Origin of the sequence: Xanthobacter versatilis, assembly GCF_043193975.1 — a bacterium.
Lineage (GTDB): Bacteria > Pseudomonadota > Alphaproteobacteria > Rhizobiales > Xanthobacteraceae > Xanthobacter > Xanthobacter autotrophicus_E.
Window position 1 is genome coordinate 179,443 of the sequence record NZ_JBAFVB010000010.1, and the last position, 16,103, is coordinate 195,545.

Annotated in this window: 12 protein-coding genes and 1 tRNA gene; 2 read left to right on the forward strand and 11 right to left on the reverse strand. The window is 65.6% G+C overall.

Translation table 11 applies throughout. From position 1 onward, the window contains the following. Nucleotides 1–59 precede the first annotated feature (59 nt). Both V5F66_RS18320 and V5F66_RS18325 read left to right on the forward strand, forming a co-directional pair. Nucleotides 60–623 carry a TRAP transporter small permease gene (locus V5F66_RS18320; RefSeq protein ID WP_012115342.1) on the forward strand — a complete coding sequence of 188 codons (564 nt, stop codon included), beginning with the start codon at nucleotides 60–62 and terminating at the stop codon, nucleotides 621–623. Then, nucleotides 614–1,894 carry a TRAP transporter large permease gene (locus V5F66_RS18325; protein WP_012115341.1) on the forward strand — a complete coding sequence of 427 codons (1,281 nt, stop codon included), beginning with the start codon at nucleotides 614–616 and terminating at the stop codon, nucleotides 1,892–1,894. The genes V5F66_RS18320 and V5F66_RS18325 overlap by 10 nt, the downstream gene beginning before the upstream one ends. Before the next feature lie 413 nt (nucleotides 1,895–2,307). Here V5F66_RS18325 and rpoC read toward each other — a convergent pair whose 3' ends face one another. The 11 genes from rpoC to V5F66_RS18380 all read right to left on the reverse strand — a co-directional run. After that, nucleotides 2,308–6,492, reverse strand: a complete 4,185-nt coding sequence (rpoC, locus tag V5F66_RS18330; protein WP_394094448.1) for a DNA-directed RNA polymerase subunit beta' — start codon at nucleotides 6,490–6,492, stop codon at nucleotides 2,308–2,310. A gap of 137 nt (nucleotides 6,493–6,629) precedes the next feature. Continuing rightward, nucleotides 6,630–10,706 carry a DNA-directed RNA polymerase subunit beta gene (rpoB, locus tag V5F66_RS18335; RefSeq protein ID WP_012115339.1) on the reverse strand — a complete coding sequence of 1,359 codons (4,077 nt, stop codon included), beginning with the start codon at nucleotides 10,704–10,706 and terminating at the stop codon, nucleotides 6,630–6,632. Nucleotides 10,707–10,990: 284 nt separating this feature from the next. Beyond that, nucleotides 10,991–11,365: a 50S ribosomal protein L7/L12 gene (rplL, locus tag V5F66_RS18340; protein ID WP_012115338.1), complete on the reverse strand. Its 375-nt coding sequence runs from the start codon at nucleotides 11,363–11,365 to the stop codon at nucleotides 10,991–10,993. A 69-nt stretch (nucleotides 11,366–11,434) separates the two neighbouring features. Further along, complete coding sequence (gene rplJ, locus V5F66_RS18345) at nucleotides 11,435–11,953, reverse strand: 50S ribosomal protein L10 (RefSeq protein ID WP_012115337.1); 519 nt, start codon at nucleotides 11,951–11,953, stop codon at nucleotides 11,435–11,437. Nucleotides 11,954–12,710: 757 nt separating this feature from the next. Further along, nucleotides 12,711–12,947, reverse strand: a complete 237-nt coding sequence (locus V5F66_RS18350) for a DUF1127 domain-containing protein (protein ID WP_394001119.1) — start codon at nucleotides 12,945–12,947, stop codon at nucleotides 12,711–12,713. A gap of 212 nt (nucleotides 12,948–13,159) precedes the next feature. Beyond that, nucleotides 13,160–13,858, reverse strand: a complete 699-nt coding sequence (gene rplA, locus V5F66_RS18355) for a 50S ribosomal protein L1 (protein WP_012115336.1) — start codon at nucleotides 13,856–13,858, stop codon at nucleotides 13,160–13,162. 5 nt (nucleotides 13,859–13,863) lie between these two features. Next, the gene (rplK, locus tag V5F66_RS18360; RefSeq protein ID WP_012115335.1) at nucleotides 13,864–14,313 is read right to left on the reverse strand and encodes a 50S ribosomal protein L11; all 450 of its coding nucleotides are present in this window, start codon (nucleotides 14,311–14,313) and stop codon (nucleotides 13,864–13,866) included. Between the two features lie 166 nt (nucleotides 14,314–14,479). Then, nucleotides 14,480–15,010, reverse strand: coding sequence for a transcription termination/antitermination protein NusG (gene nusG / locus V5F66_RS18365; RefSeq protein WP_012115334.1), 531 nt, complete (start codon nucleotides 15,008–15,010; stop codon nucleotides 14,480–14,482). A gap of 17 nt (nucleotides 15,011–15,027) precedes the next feature. Beyond that, on the reverse strand, nucleotides 15,028–15,225 hold the full coding sequence (gene secE / locus V5F66_RS18370) for a preprotein translocase subunit SecE (RefSeq protein ID WP_012115333.1): 198 nt from the start codon (nucleotides 15,223–15,225) through the stop codon (nucleotides 15,028–15,030). Nucleotides 15,226–15,442: 217 nt separating this feature from the next. Next, nucleotides 15,443–15,519: transfer RNA gene (locus V5F66_RS18375), tRNA-Trp, on the reverse strand. Between the two features lie 210 nt (nucleotides 15,520–15,729). Next, nucleotides 15,730–16,103 (reverse strand): hypothetical protein (locus tag V5F66_RS18380; RefSeq protein WP_394094449.1); only part of this gene is annotated, 374 nt, incomplete at its 5' end.

Here is a 16,103-nt window from a genome sequence, read left to right on the forward strand (position 1 = left end):
GTGCAGCCGAAGGTGGCCGAGGACGAGGCACCGCGAGGACCCTTCCCGGAGGACACGCCATGGACGCCCCCCCGCCCACTGACCCATTGGCCCCGCAAGGCCGCACGACCCTGAACACAACGGGATGGCTCGGCACCTATTTCGCCGTCCACGCCTTGCTGTCGCGCATCTGCCTCAAGCTCTCGGTGGCGGGGCTGATGCTGATCACCGTCTCAGTGCTCTACCAGATCTTCGGCCGCTACGTGCTGAACGACTCGCCGGCCTGGACCGAGATCTTCGCCCTCGTGCTCGTGCTCTATGTCACGTGCTTCGCCGCCGCCGTGGGCGTGCGCGACGACCGGCACATCGGCGTTGAATCCATCCTGATCTTGGCTCCGCCGCCGATCCGGAAGGCCGGGCTGATCGTGGTCTATCTCGGCATGATCGTGTTCGGCCTGTGCATGGCCTGGGGCGGCGCGATCCTGGCCGACGAGATGTGGGCGTACGTCAATCCCGGCCTGCCGATCTCGCAGGCCTGGTCCTACATCCCGCTCGCCATCGGCGGGATCCTCATCAGCATGTTCGCGGTGGAGCGCATCGTCGCAACTCTATTGAATATCAAGGTGGTTGCGTCATGGCACTGATCATTCTTGTCGTCACCTTCATCGCCACGCTCCTCATCGGCATGCCGGTGGTGTTCGCCATCGGCCTTTCTTCCATCGCCACCGTTCTTTACGAAGGATTGCCGCTCGCGGTGGTGTTCCAGCGGATGGCGTCGGGCATGAATGTCTTCGCCTTCCTCACCATCCCGTTCTTCATCCTGACCGGTGAACTGATGATGTATGGCGGCGTCGCGCACCGCATCATCCGCTGCTCGAAGGCGCTGGTGGGCCATGTGCGCGGCGGACTGGGCATGACCAATGTGGTGGCCTGCACCATGTTCGGCGGCATTTCCGGCTCGCCGGTGGCCGATGTGTCGGCCATGGGCTCGGCGCTGATCCCGCTCATGAAGAAGGAGGGGATCGACGCCGACTATGCGGTGAACGTCACCACCTATTCCTCGCTCGTGGGCGCGCTGATGCCCACCAGCCACAACATGATCATCTATTCGCTGGCCGCCGGCGGCGCGGTCTCCATGAGCTCGCTGATCATGGCCGGCGCCGTGCCCGCGGCCATGCTCACCATCGCCAACCTGCTGGCCGCCTATTTCGTGGCGCGCTCACGTGGCTATCCCAGCAGCCCGTTCACCGGCTGGGGCGAAGTGTGGCTGAGCCTTGCGGCGGCGCTGCCTGGGCTGTTCATCGTGGTGATCATCGTCGGCGGCATCCTGTCGGGCGTCTTCACCGCGGCCGAGGCGGGCGCCGTGGCGGTGGGCTACGCCCTGCTGCTCACCACCCTGGTCTACCGTAGCCTCACCTGGCAACACTTCCTCATGGCGGCGGCGAAGGCCGCCAAGACCACCGGCATCGTGCTGCTGCTGATCGGCATCTCCACCATGTTCGGCTATCTCATGAGCATCTACGGCATCGCCGACATGGTGGGCGATGCTCTGGCCAGCATCAGCACGCGGCCGTGGGTGATCTTCATCCTGGTCAATATCGCGCTGTTCCTGTTCGGCATCTTCCTGGACATGGCGGCCCATATCCTGGTGTGCACGCCCATCTTCCTGCCCATCGTCCAGCACTACGGCATGGACCCGGTGCAGTTCGGCATCATCGTGCTGCTCAACTCCACCATCGGCCTCAATACCCCGCCCGTGGGCGCCGCCTTTTATCTTGGCTGCGCCATCGGCGAGGTGTCGGTGTCCCAGGTGGTGCGGTCGATCTGGCCGTTCATGCTGGCCCTGTGGGTGACGCTGATGATCGTGACCCTGGTGCCGGAAACCTCCATGCTGGTCCATGACCTGCTGAAGTGAAGTCCTGCCGCCCGGCTGGGCGGCGGAGGAAAGAGCAAAAGGGCCGCCCGGGCAGAACCGCCCCGGCGGCCTTTCTTTTTGCGGCCCGGGAGGCCGGAACGCGCTTCAGCGACCGGATGGTAGGAGCCGCTCTGGTGCGACACGATCGGCTTTTTCAAATCATTGCGGGGCTGGATGCGCCGCTAAGACGGCGAGGTCGAAGGCAGACCGGCGCGGTCAGCACAAGCACGTTGCTTGAGCCGGGCATAGGGCGGCGGTCCCAATCCGTCCGCCCTCGCGACCAGCCTCCAATCCCGCCGGCGAAACGCAGCGCGCGTGGAAACGCGCCCGCTTTCCGCCCCGCCGCTCCCCCAAAAGAAAAGGCCGCCCCGGGGGGCGGCCTTTCCTTGTTCCGTCAGGCTGTCGCCTGGCGCTCACTCCGCCGCGTCGGCGGGGCCCTGCACCAGGGGCTGGCCTTCGCTCTGCTCGTCGCGGGTCGCGACGATGAGGTCGTCGCGGCTGTTGGCGATGGTGCGCAGGCGCGCCATCTGGGCGCCGGTGCCGGCCGGGATGAGACGGCCGACGATGACGTTCTCCTTCAGGCCTTCCAGCGGATCCACCTTGCCGTTGACCGCCGCCTCGGTGAGGACGCGGGTGGTCTCCTGGAACGAGGCCGCCGAGAAGAAGGAGCGGGTCTGCAGCGAGGCCTTGGTGATGCCCAGCAGCACGGGATGGCCGGTAGCAGGCTTCTTTGCCTCTTCCGCAGCCTTCTCGTTCGCTTCGATGAACTCGATGCGGTCCACCTGCTCGCCGTCAAGGAAGTCGGTCTCGCCGCTGTCGTCGATCTCAACCTTCTGCAGCATGTTCCGGACAATCACTTCGATGTGCTTGTCGTTGATGTGCACGCCCTGGAGCCGGTAGACCTCCTGGATCTCATTGACGAGGAAGGCGGCAAGCTCTTCCACGCCCTTGATCGCCAGGATGTCGTGCGGCGCCGGGTTGCCGTCGACGATGAAGTCGCCCTTCTCCACCACGTCGCCGTCCTGGAGATGGATGTGCTTGCCCTTCGGGATCAGGTATTCGACCGCATCCCCGCCGTCCGCCGGCTCGATGGAGAGCCGGCGCTTGTTCTTGTAGTCGCGGCCGAAGCGGATGGTGCCCGAGATCTCGGCGATGATCGCCGCATCCTTGGGGCGCCGGGCCTCGAACAGCTCCGCCACGCGCGGCAGACCGCCCGTGATGTCGCGGGTCTTGGCGCTTTCCATGGGCACGCGGGCCACCGCGTCGCCGGCCTTGAGGGTCTGGTTCGGGTCCACCGAGATGATGGCCTCCACCGGCAGGGCGTAGCGGGCATCGCCGCCGCGGGGCAGCTTGATGATCTTGCCGTCCTTGCCCTTGATCAGGATGGCGGGACGAAGCTCCGGCCCACGGCCGGAACGCGAATCCGTCACCACGCGCTTGGCGATGCCGGTCGACTCGTCGACCGTCTCGTTCATGGAGGAGCCTTCGGTGAGGTCCTCGAAGGCCACGATGCCGTCCACCTCGGACAGGATGGGACGGGTGTAGGGGTCCCACTCGGCGATGCGCTGGCCGCGCTTGATGGTGTCGCCCTCGTCCACCTTGAGGCGGGCGCCGTACTGCACGCGGTTGACCGCGCGCTCGGTGCCGTCCACGTCGACGATGACCACCGCCAGGTTGCGGGCCATGACCACGAGGTCGCCTTCCGAGTTCCGCGCCACGTTGCGGTTACGGATGCGGACGATGCCCTCGAAGTTGCTTTCCACATAGGAGCTGTCGGCAAGGGTCGCCGCGCCGCCGATGTGGAAGGTGCGCATGGTGAGCTGGGTGCCCGGCTCACCGATGGACTGGGCGGCGATGACGCCCACCGCCTCGCCCATGTTCACCGGGGTGCCGCGGGCAAGGTCGCGCCCGTAGCAGGTGCCGCACACGCCGTTCCGGGTCTCGCAGGTCAAGACCGAGCGGATCTTGATCTCCTGGATGCCGGACTTGTTGATCCGCTCGACGTGCCATTCCTCGATCATGGTGCCGCGGGGCACGATGACGGTGCCGGTGGCCGGCTCCACGATGTCTTCCGCCGCGGTGCGGCCGAGGACGCGCGAGGCGAGCGAGGCCACCACCTGGCCCGCGTCGATGATGGCGCGCATGTGGATCCCCTTCTCCGAGCCGCAATCGCGCTCGGTGATGATGGAATCCTGCGCCACGTCCACGAGGCGGCGGGTGAGGTAACCCGAGTTGGCGGTCTTCAGAGCGGTGTCGGCAAGGCCCTTACGCGCGCCGTGGGTGGAGTTGAAGTACTCCATCACGGTCAGGCCTTCCTTGAAGTTCGAGATGATCGGGCTCTCGATGATCTCGCCCGACGGCTTGGCCATGAGGCCGCGCATGCCGGCAAGCTGCTTCATCTGAGCGGGCGACCCACGCGCTCCGGAGTGGCTCATCATGTAGATCGAGTTGATCTGCTTCTCGCGACCGGTCTTCGGGTCCTTCTTCACCGAAGAGATTTCCTTCATCATCTCCTCAGCGACCCGATCGGAGCACTTGCCCCAGGCGTCAACGACCTTGTTGTACTTCTCGCCCTGGGTAATCAGGCCGTCGTTGTACTGCTGCTCGTATTCCTTGGTGAGGGCGCGCGTCTCCTCCACCAGATCCCACTTCTTCTTCGGCACCACCATGTCGTCCTTGCCGAACGAGATGCCGGCTCGGAACGCGTTGTAGAAGCCGAGCGCCATGATGCGGTCGCAGAAGATCACGCTCTCCTTCTGACCGCAGTGCCGGTACACGGCATCGATCATGTTGGAGATTTCCTTCTTCGTCATCAGCTTGTTGACGACGTCGTAGGACAGCTTCGGGTGCTTGGGCAGCAGCTCGCCGATCTTCATGCGGCCGGGCGAGGTCTCATAGATCTTGGAATACGGCTTGCCCTCCGCGTCCACGCCATTGTAGCGGCCGCGGATCTTGGTGGCGAGGGTGATCGCCTTGGCGTTCAGCGCGTGGTCGATCTCCGCCATGTTGGCGAACATCATGCCCTCGCCCGGCTCCTTCTCCTTCATGATGGAGAGGTAGTAGAGGCCGAGCACGATGTCCTGCGACGGCACGATGATAGGCTGGCCGTTCGCCGGGTGCAGGATGTTGTTGGTGGACATCATCAGCACGCGCGCTTCCAGCTGGGCTTCCAGCGAGAGCGGGACGTGAACGGCCATCTGGTCACCGTCGAAGTCGGCGTTGAAGGCCGAGCAGACCAGCGGATGCAGCTGGATCGCCTTGCCCTCGATGAGCACCGGCTCGAACGCCTGGATGCCGAGGCGGTGGAGCGTCGGCGCGCGGTTCAGCATCACCGGGTGCTCGCGGATCACTTCGTCGAGGATGTCCCACACCTCGGGACGCTCCTTCTCCACCAGCTTCTTGGCCTGCTTCACCGTGGCCGAATGGCCCTTGGCGTCGAGGCGCGAATAGATGAAGGGCTTGAACAGCTCCAGCGCCATCTTCTTGGGCAGGCCGCACTGGTGCAGCTTCAGCTCGGGACCCACCACGATCACCGAACGGCCGGAATAGTCCACGCGCTTGCCGAGCAGGTTCTGGCGGAACCGGCCCTGCTTGCCCTTCAGCATGTCGGCAAGCGACTTCAGCGGGCGCTTGTTGGCGCCCGTGATGACGCGGCCGCGGCGGCCGTTGTCGAACAGCGCATCCACCGCCTCCTGAAGCATACGCTTCTCGTTGCGGATGATGATGTCCGGCGCGCGCAGCTCGATCAGCCGCTTCAGGCGGTTGTTGCGGTTGATGACGCGGCGGTAGAGGTCGTTGAGGTCGGAGGTCGCGAAGCGGCCGCCGTCGAGGGGCACCAGCGGACGCAGGTCCGGCGGGATGACCGGGACGTGGGTGAGGATCATCCACTCCGGCTTGTTGCCGGACTGCTGGAATGCCTCGACGATCTTCAGGCGCTTGGCGAGCTTCTTGGGCTTCAGCTCGGTGGTGGCCTCGGCGATCTCCACCCGCAGGTCGGCGGCGATCTTGTCCAGATCCATGCCGCGCAGGATCTCGCGGATGGCCTCGGCACCGATCATGGCGGTGAAGTTGGTCTCGCCGAACTCGTCCTGGGCGCGCAGGTACTCGTCCTCCGAGAGGAGCTGACGGTACTTGAGCTTGGTGGTGCCCGGCTCGATGACGACGAAATATTCGAAGTACAGGATCCGCTCGAGGTCCTTCAGCGTCATGTCGAGCAGCAGGCCGATGCGGCTCGGCAGGGACTTCAGGAACCAGATGTGCGCCACCGGGGCCGCAAGCTCGATGTGGCCCATGCGCTCGCGGCGCACGCGCGACAAGGTGACCTCGACGCCGCACTTCTCGCAGATGATGCCCTTGTACTTCATCCGCTTGTACTTGCCGCACAGGCACTCGTAGTCCTTGATGGGACCGAAGATGCGCGCGCAGAACAGGCCGTCACGCTCGGGCTTGAACGTACGGTAGTTGATGGTTTCCGGCTTCTTGATCTCGCCGTACGACCAGGACTTGATCTTGTCCGGGCTCGCAATGGTGATGCGGATCTGGTTGAAGGCCGGGGCCGGAACGGTCGGATTGAAGACGTTCAGGACTTCCTGGTTCATGAGCTGGCTCCCAAACGAAGTGGGCCTTTATCTTCGACCCTGACCGGCCGATGCGCCGGTCAGGCGGTCCGCGATGCGCGGATGTGGTCCTTAAGGACGGGGCGGCAGGCGCGTCCCAACCGGGCCGCGCGATCCCGTCAGCTGTTCTCGAGGTCGACGTTGAGGCCGAGGGAGCGCATTTCCTTCACGAGCACGTTGAAGCTCTCGGGAATGCCGCTCTCGAACGTGTCCTCGCCGCGCACGATGGCCTCGTAGACCTTGGTGCGGCCGGCCACGTCGTCGGACTTCACCGTCAGCATCTCCTGCAGGGTGTAGGCCGCGCCGTAGGCTTCGAGCGCCCACACTTCCATTTCGCCGAAGCGCTGGCCGCCGAACTGCGCCTTGCCGCCCAGGGGCTGCTGGGTGACCAGCGAGTAGGGGCCGATGGAGCGGGCGTGGATCTTGTCGTCGACCAGATGGTGGAGCTTCAGCATGTAGATGTAGCCCACCGTGACCTTACGATCGAACGGCTCGCCGGTGCGCCCGTCATAGAGCGTGGACTGGCCGGAGGCATCAAGGCCCGCCTTTTCCAGCTGCTGCTCGATGTCGGCCTCGTGCGCCCCGTCGAACACCGGGGTGGCCATGGGCACGCCCTTGCGCAGGTTCTCGCCCAGCTCGGGCAGTTCCCCGTCCTTGAGCTGCTCGATCTCGTCCTTGCCGTAGATGGTCTCAAGGCGATCGCGCAGGGGCTTGAGGTCCTGCTTGCCGTAATAGGCTTCCATCGCCGCGGCCACCTGCCGGCCGAGGCCCGCGCAGGCCCAGCCCAGGTGCGTCTCCAGGATCTGCCCGACGTTCATGCGCGAGGGCACGCCCAGCGGGTTCAGCACGATGTCCACGTTGGTGCCGTCCTCGAGGAACGGCATGTCCTCCACGGGCACGATGCGCGAGACCACGCCCTTGTTGCCATGGCGGCCGGCCATCTTGTCGCCGGGCTGGATCTTGCGCTTCACCGCGACGAAGACCTTGACCATCTTCATCACGCCGGGGGGCAGTTCGTCGCCGCGCTGCAGCTTCTCGACCTTGTCGAGGAACCGCTGCTCCAGACGCTTCTTAGAGTCGTCATACTGGGCGCGGATGGCTTCCAGCTCCGCCATGATGGCGTCGTCGGCCACCGCGAACAGCCACCACTGCGAGCGCGGGTATTCGGTGAGGATCTCGCGGGTGACCACGGTCTCCTTCCGGAAGCCCTTCGGGCCGGCGATGGCGGTCTTGCCGTCGAGGATCTCGATCAGGCGGCCGTAGACGTTACGATCCAGGATCGCCTGCTCGTCGTCGCGGTCCTTGGCGAGGCGCTCGATCTCTTCCCGCTCGATGGCCAGGGCACGCTCGTCCTTGTCCACGCCGTGGCGGTTGAACACGCGCACTTCCACGATGGTGCCGGTGGTGCCGGGCGGCAGGCGCAGCGAGGTGTCGCGCACGTCGGCGGCCTTCTCGCCGAAGATGGCGCGCAGCAGCTTTTCTTCCGGCGTCATCGGGCTTTCGCCCTTGGGCGTGATCTTGCCCACGAGGATGTCGCCGGCGCGCACTTCCGCGCCGATATAGACGATGCCCGCCTCGTCGAGATTCTTCAGCGCCTCTTCCGAGACGTTGGGAATGTCGCGGGTGATTTCCTCCGGCCCGAGCTTGGTGTCACGGGCCATGGCCTCGAATTCCTCGATGTGGATCGAGGTGAACACGTCCTCCTTGGCGATGTTCTCCGAGAGCAGGATCGAGTCTTCGAAGTTGTAGCCGTTCCACGGCATGAACGCGACGAGCACGTTCCGGCCGAGCGCCAGCTCGCCGAGCTCGGTCGAGGGACCGTCGGCGATGATGTCGCCCTTCTTCACCTGGTCACCCACGCGCACCAGCGGACGCTGGTTGATGCAGGTGGACTGGTTGGAGCGCTGGAACTTCATCAGCCGGTAGATGTCGACGCCCGACTTGGACGGATCGGCCTCTTCCGTGGCGCGGATGACGATACGGGTGGCGTCCACCTGGTCGATCACGCCGGTGCGGCGGGCGGCGATGGCGGCGCCCGAATCCCGGGCCACCACGGCTTCCATGCCGGTGCCCACCAGCGGCGCCTGCGAGCGCACCAGCGGCACCGCCTGGCGCTGCATGTTGGAGCCCATGAGCGCGCGGTTGGCGTCGTCGTTCTCAAGGAACGGGATCAGCGCCGCGGCCACCGAGACCAGCTGCTTGGGGGACACGTCCATGAAGTCGACGCGGTCGGGGGCGACCAGGAGCACGTCGCCCGCATGGCGGCAGACGATGAGGTCTTCCTCGAAGCGGCCGTCCTTGTCGAGCGGGATGTTGGCCTGCGCGACGTAATACTTCCCCTCCTCCATGGCGGAGAGATAGACCACCTCGTCGGTGACCTTCGAATCCACCACGCGGCGGTAAGGCGCCTCGATGAAGCCGTACTTGTTCACGCGGGCGAAGGTGGCCAGCGAGTTGATGAGGCCGATGTTCGGGCCTTCCGGCGTCTCAATGGGGCAGATGCGGCCGTAGTGGGTCGGGTGCACGTCGCGCACCTCGAAGCCGGCGCGCTCACGGGTCAGACCGCCCGGGCCAAGCGCCGAGAGGCGGCGCTTGTGGGTGATCTCCGACAGCGGGTTGGTCTGGTCCATGAACTGCGAGAGCTGGGACGAGCCGAAGAACTCGCGCACCGCCGCCGCCACCGGCTTGGCGTTGATGAGGTCCTGCGGCATCACGGTGTCGATGTCCACGGAGGACATGCGTTCCTTGATGGCGCGCTCCATGCGCAGCAGGCCGACGCGGTACTGGTTCTCCATGAGCTCGCCCACCGAGCGCACGCGGCGGTTGCCCAGGTGGTCGATGTCGTCGATCTCACCCTTGCCGTCGCGCAGCTCAACCAGCGTGCGGATGACCGAGAGGATGTCGTCGCGGCGCAGCACCCGCACCGTGTCGGGGCAGTCGAGGTCGAGGCGCATGTTCATCTTCACGCGGCCGACCGCGGACAGGTCGTAGCGCTCGCTGTCGAAGAACAGCGAGTGGAACATGGCCTGCGCCGAATCCAGCGTCGGCGGCTCGCCCGGGCGCATCACGCGGTAGATGTCGAAGAGCGCGTCCTCGCGGGTCACGTTCTTGTCGGCGGTCAGCGTGTTGCGGATGTAGGCGCCGGTGTTGACGTGGTCGATGTCCAGCACCGGGATTTCGTTGTAGCCGGTCTCTTCGAGCAGCTTCAGCGTCTTCTCGGTGATTTCCTCGCCCGCCTCGGCGTGGATCTCGCCCGAGGTGAGATCCACCAGGTCCTCGGCGATGTACTGGCCGATCATCTCCTCGTCGGAGATCTTGAGGGCCTTGAGGCCCTTCTCGGCCAGCTGGCGGCCGGCGCGGACGGTCAGCTTCTTGCCGGCCTCAAGCACGACTTCGCCGGTGTCGGCGTCGATCAGGTCGGCGACCGCCTTGTAGCCCTTCATGCGCTTGGGATCGAACGGCATGCGCCAGCCGCCCTTCTCACGCGTGAAGGGGATCTTCTCGTAGAAGGTCGAGAGGATCTCCTCGTTGTCGAGGCCGAGGGCATAGAGCAGGCTCGTCACCGGGATCTTCCGGCGCCGGTCGATGCGGGCGAACACGATGTCCTTGGCGTCGAACTCGATGTCGAGCCAGGAGCCGCGATAGGGAATGATGCGGGCGGCGAACAGGAGCTTGCCCGAGGAGTGGGTCTTGCCCTTGTCGTGGTCGAAGAACACGCCCGGCGAACGGTGCATCTGGGAGACGATGACGCGCTCGGTGCCGTTCACGATGAACGTGCCGTTCATGGTCATGAGCGGGATGTCGCCGGTGTAGACGTCCTGCTCCTTGATGTCCTTCACCGACTTGGCGCCGGTTTCGGGATCCACATCGAACACGATGAGGCGCAGGGTCACCTTGAGCGGGGCGGCAAAGGTCATGCCGCGCTGGCGGCACTCGTCCACGTCATACTTGGGGGGCTCGAACTCGTAGCGCACGAACTCCAGCATGGAGGCGCCGGAGAAGTCGGAGATGGGGAACACCGACTTGAACACCGCCTGCAGGCCGTCGTCGTCGCGTCCGCCCTTGGGTTCCTCGATCTGGAGGAACTGGTCGTAGGACGCCTTCTGAACCTCGATGAGGTTCGGCATCTCGGCCACTTCCTTGATCTTGCCGAAGAACTTGCGGATCCGCTTACGACCGGTGAACGTTTGCGCCATCTCGATCCTCGTCCGTCCTGGTCCCCCTGGAGCCGGCACCCTTCGTCTCGATAGAGACCAGGGCACGCCGCGCCGGCACCGGAACCTCACCACCGTCAAACCTGAAGAGGTGGGGGCAAAAGCCATCCCTCTTCAGCATTATGACGGCTCTCCCGGAAGCCGCGGGGCGTTGCCCGCACCGGCTGCCGGGAGAACCGTCGTCTCCGATGCATCGCCCCCGAAACACCGGGAGCGATGCTATGGACAGGGTCCCGGCGCAAGCCGGGACCCTGAACGTCACAAGCTCACTTGAGCTCGACCTTGGCGCCAGCCTTCTCGAGCTGGGCCTTGAGCTTCTCGGCCTCGTCCTTGGAAACGGCTTCCTTGACGGGCTTGGGAGCACCTTCCACCAGGTCCTTGGCTTCCTTGAGGCCCAGGCCGGTGATGGCGCGCACTTCCTTGATGACTTCGATCTTCTTCTCGCCGGCCGCGGCCAGGACGACAGTGAACTCGGTCTGCTCTTCCACCGCGGCGGCGGCAGCGCCGGCCGGGGCAGCGGCAACGGCCACGGCGGCGGCGGCGGAAACGCCCCACTTCTCCTCGAGGAGCTTCGCCAGCTCGGCGGCCTCGAGAACGGTCAGGGAGGAGAGCTCGTCGACGAGCTTGGTCAGGTCAGCCATGGGAATAGTCCTTAAGATAGGTTCGGATTCTGGATTTGCGAGATCAGGCCGCCTGATGCGGCCCGGCCCTCACGCAGCTTCGTCCTGTTTGGCATAGGCCCCGAACACGCGGGCGAGCTTGGCTGCCGGCGCGGTGGTGACCTGCGCGATCTTGGTCGCCGGGGCCTGGATAAGGCCGACGAGCTTGGCACGCAGTTCGTCCAGGGACGGAAGGGTCGCAAGCGCCTTCACTCCGTCCACGTTCAGGGCCGTAGTGCCCATCGCTCCGCCGAGGATCACGAACTTGTCATTCGTCTTGGCGAAGTCGACAGCCACCTTCGGCGCCGCCACCGGATCGCTGGAATAGGCGATCAGGGTCGGTCCCTTGAGCAGGGACGACACATGGGCGACGTCGGAGCCTTCCAGAGCGATCTTGGCGAGGCGGTTCTTTGCCACCTTCACGGTCGCACCGCTTGCCTTCATCTGCCGGCGCAGGCGCGACAGCTGGGCAACGGTGAGGCCGGAATAGTGGGCGACCACGACGACGGACGTGCTCTTGAACACATCCGTGAGCGTCGTGACGAGCTCTTGTTTTTGCGCTCGATCCACGTCTGGCTCTCTTTAAGCCTGTGGCGGTATCCTCACCCCGAATGGGGCTCGAGATCCCGCCGGTTGCGCCTTGCCGCGTGCCGCGACCAACCTGTCGAAAGCGACATGAAGGCCGCGATCCGCGACGCTCTCATGCCCTGTCCCCTCTTGATCCGGGCACGGATAACCGTGTCGCGAAGCGCAAGGCGCTGGTTCCGAACCGATCTTCATCCCCGCGGCACAAAGTCTTGGCGACCCTGGCCTGCGGAGGCAAAACTCCGGTCTTCCCCGTCTATGCTGGCTCTCCGAAACCGCCTCGGCGAGGCGGGTGCGAGAATTAAGCCTTGATCGTTCGCCGATTTGAGCGAACATCAGGGCGCCGGCAGTCTCGGACAGGACTATCGCCTGCCGGTATCCGCGCCACGACCCAAGGGTCGCGAAAACAGATATCTAACAGACGATGAGGCCGGGCGGGCGAACCCTCCCAGCCCTTTCACCCCGTCAAGGGTGAAAGCCACAGATACTTGGTACCGAACGGCGGACCGTCCGGAAACAGCCCATATATAGGGTCGCGCGCCTCTTGTCACGCCCTTTGCGCAGTTTTTGCATGAGGCGGATGGTGCGCCCGTCACACGGCGCGGAGGGGCATCGGTTCCTTAAGGCAGGCGGACTTCGCGACAGCCTTCGGTCAGCACGTTCCCCGTCGCACCGGGCTGGGTGCGGCGGCCCCTTCCCTTGCCAGCCCGATCAAATGAGCGAGCCGGTTGGCAGTGCGGTCTCAGGCGGTGCGGACCGAACCCGCAAGCGTCGCCGGGCGAGCGGCGGGCTGGGCGGCAGGGCGCATGGCTTCCTCGGCGGCTTCGCGGGCGAGGCGGCGGATCTCCGAGCGGCTGACGCCCATGTCGGACAGGTCGCGGTCGCTCAGGGAAGCGAGTTCGTCGATCACGCGGCGGCGCAGGACTTCACCGGCGAAGAAGCTGCGGAGGGCAACCCAAAGGGTGTAAAGCGCGTACATTGTCTTTCTCCTTCCGCGGGGCGGAACACCAGCTGCGACGCAGCATTTGAGAGAAAGATAAACCCTGCTGCAGTGCAGCAGAACCGCTCAGAACGCAGGCCTGCCCTGCCGGAAGATGACACCACCTTAACACGGCGGCAACGAAAGCTCCCACAATGCAAAAGGCCGGGCACGAGGCCCGGCCTTTCAAAAACGCGCAAGCGTCGATGGAATCAGGCGGTGTGAACGGTCGCCGGTTCCACCTTGATGCCGGGGCCCATGGTGGAAGACACCGCCACGCGCTGCAGGTAGGTGCCCTTGGCGCCCGCCGGCTTGGCCTTCACCACCGCGTCCACGAAGGCGCGGATGTTTTCGGCCAGCTTGTCGGCCGGAAACGAGGCCTTGCCGATGCCGCCATGGATGATGCCGGCCTTCTCGACGCGGAACTCCACCGCGCCGCCCTTGGCGGCGGCGACAGCGCCCTTCACGTCCATGGTCACGGTGCCGACCTTCGGGTTCGGCATCAGGCCGCGCGGGCCGAGCACCTTGCCGAGACGGCCGACCAGCGGCATCAGGTCCGGGGTCGCGATGCAGCGATCGAACTCGATGGTGCCGCCCTGGATGGTCTCCAGCAGGTCCTCGGCACCGACGATGTCGGCACCCGCCGCCTTGGCTTCGTCAGCCTTGGCGCCACGGGCGAACACCGCCACGCGCACGGTACGACCCGAGCCGTTGGGCAGGTTGCACACGCCGCGGACCATCTGGTCCGCATGGCGGGGATCGACGCCGAGGTTCAGCGCGACCTCGATGGTCTCGTCGAACTTGGCCGTGGTGCGCTCCTTCAGGAGGGCCAGGGCCTCGTCGAGGGGATAGAGCTTGACGCGGTCAATGCCTTCGTTGACGGCGCGGATGCGCTTGCCTTGCTTCGCCATGGCGCTCACCCCTGAACCTGCAGGCCCATGGAACGGGCCGAACCTTCGATCATCTGGACGGCGGCCTCGACGGTCTCGCAGTTCAGATCCTTCATCTTCTTCTCGGCGATCTCCGAGAGCTGGGCACGGGTGACCTTGCCCACGAAGGTGCCCTTGCCGGGCGTCTTGGAGCCGGAGCCGGGCTTCTTCTTGGTCTCAAGGCCGGCGGCCTTCTTCAGGAAGTAGGAGACCGGCGGGGTCTTCAGCTCGAAGGTGAAGGAGCGGTCCTGGTAGGCGGTGATCACCACCGGGATCGGCATGCCCTTTTCGAGCTGCGCGGTCTGGGCGTTGAACGCCTTGCAGAATTCCATGATGTTCAGGCCGCGCTGACCGAGCGCGGGACCAATCGGCGGGGCCGGATTGGCGCTGCCGGCAGGCACCTGCAGCTTGACGTAACCCGTAATTTTCTTCGCCATTGCACAACTCCCAAAATGCGCCGCTCACCCCCTCGGAGGCTGGCGGGCGGGATCGCGTGGTGCGGATCGAGGAGCGCTTGGCGAGACGCTCCCTCCCCTCCCACGCCGGCGCCCTGCCCTGCGGCACGGCACCCACTTCAGGCGACGCGAACGCCGCCCGTTCGGCTCAGACCTTCTCGACCTGAGCGAATTCCAGTTCCACCGGCGTCGCGCGGCCGAAGATGGACACCGCCACCTTCACGCGCGAGCGGCTCTCGTCCACCTCTTCCACGATGCCGTTGAACGAGGCGAACGGGCCGTCGGCCACCTTCACCGTCTCGCCCACCTCGAAGGTGATGGAGGGCTTGGGCCGCTCAATGCCTTCCTGGACCTGCTGCAGGATGCGCATGGCCTCGGATTCGGAAATGGGCATGGGCTTGTTGTCGGCGCCCAGGAAGCCGGTGACCTTCGGCGTGTTCTTGATGAGATGGAAGGCCTCGTCGGTGAGGTCCATCTTCACCAGAACGTAGCCGGGGAAGAACTTGCGCTCGGCGTCCACCTTCCGGCCGCGGCGCACCTCCACCACCTTCTCGGTGGGCACGAGGATCTGCTCGAACAGGTCGGTGAGCCCGCGCTGATCGGCCTGCTCGCGAATCGAATCGGCCACCTTCTTCTCGAAGTTGGAATAGGCGTGAACGATGTACCAGCGCTTTGCCATGATGCCGTCCTTTCCGCTCAGTGCCCGAGGGTCAGGAGGGTCGACACGCCAAAGCGCAGGACCTGGTCGACGACGAGAAAGAAGATGGAGGCAAGGAATACCATCACGAACACCATGGCCGTGGTGATCAGCGTCTCGCGCCGGGTCGGCCAGGTGACCTTCGCCGTTTCGGCGCGGACCTGCTGAAAGAACTCGACAGGACTGTTCTTCGCCATAGCGCTCTTCGCCGCCTGTACCTTGAGGTGGGCAGCTCCGGCCCGTCCGGCGCCCGCTCCCTCTTCGCCGCGGCACGAACGCCGCCTCATGAAATCGCTTCCCCCGCCGGCGCCGGCTCTTGCGAGACGTTGCTACGGGATCATCCGGGCGGGGGTGGGGCTTGCGTCTTCGCGCCCCGTGCCGCCGTCTTGCCGTGCCTGCCGCTTCCCTCAGAAGTGGCAGGAGTGGAGGGACTCGAACCCCCAACCCCCGGTTTTGGAGACCGGTGCTCTAACCAGTTGAGCTACACTCCTATAGCCTGAGCGCGTCGCCCGAAGGCATCGCCCCGGCATCAGGCCGGCACCCCGAAGCGCGAGCCATGGCCCGCCGGCCTCGAGGGTAGACTCCGCCGCGCCGGGGAGTGACCCAGCGCATCGGACGGGTGTGTGTAGTGGCATGCGCTGCGCGTGTAAAGGGGCGAGGGTCTGCTTTCCCCAAGGCGGAACGCCGCCAAGGCCAGCCAGTCACTCCTCGGGCTTGGTCGCCCCGGCCCCGGCCGGTGGGGTGATGCCGAGGGCGCAGTCATGGTTCGCGCCGGTGCCGGGCGCGTTCTCGAACACGCAGCGGGTTTCCGGTGGGTCGCCGCACACCTTGGTGAGGTTCTTGAAGCCGACACAGCGGCCGTCCGGCCCGCGATAGCCGGGGCCGCCCTTGCAGCCGCAGCCCTGGCAGGGCGGACGCTCGGGGCAAGCCTCCTTCGCGCCTGCCCCTGCCGATGCGGCAAGCACCGCCGCAAGAAGGAGGAGGCGCGGCCAGCCGACAGCCGGACCAAACGAAAAGAGCGGCGCCGGGGGCGCCGCTCTCCTGTCGTCAGGCCGTGGACGCCTCGTCCACGCCA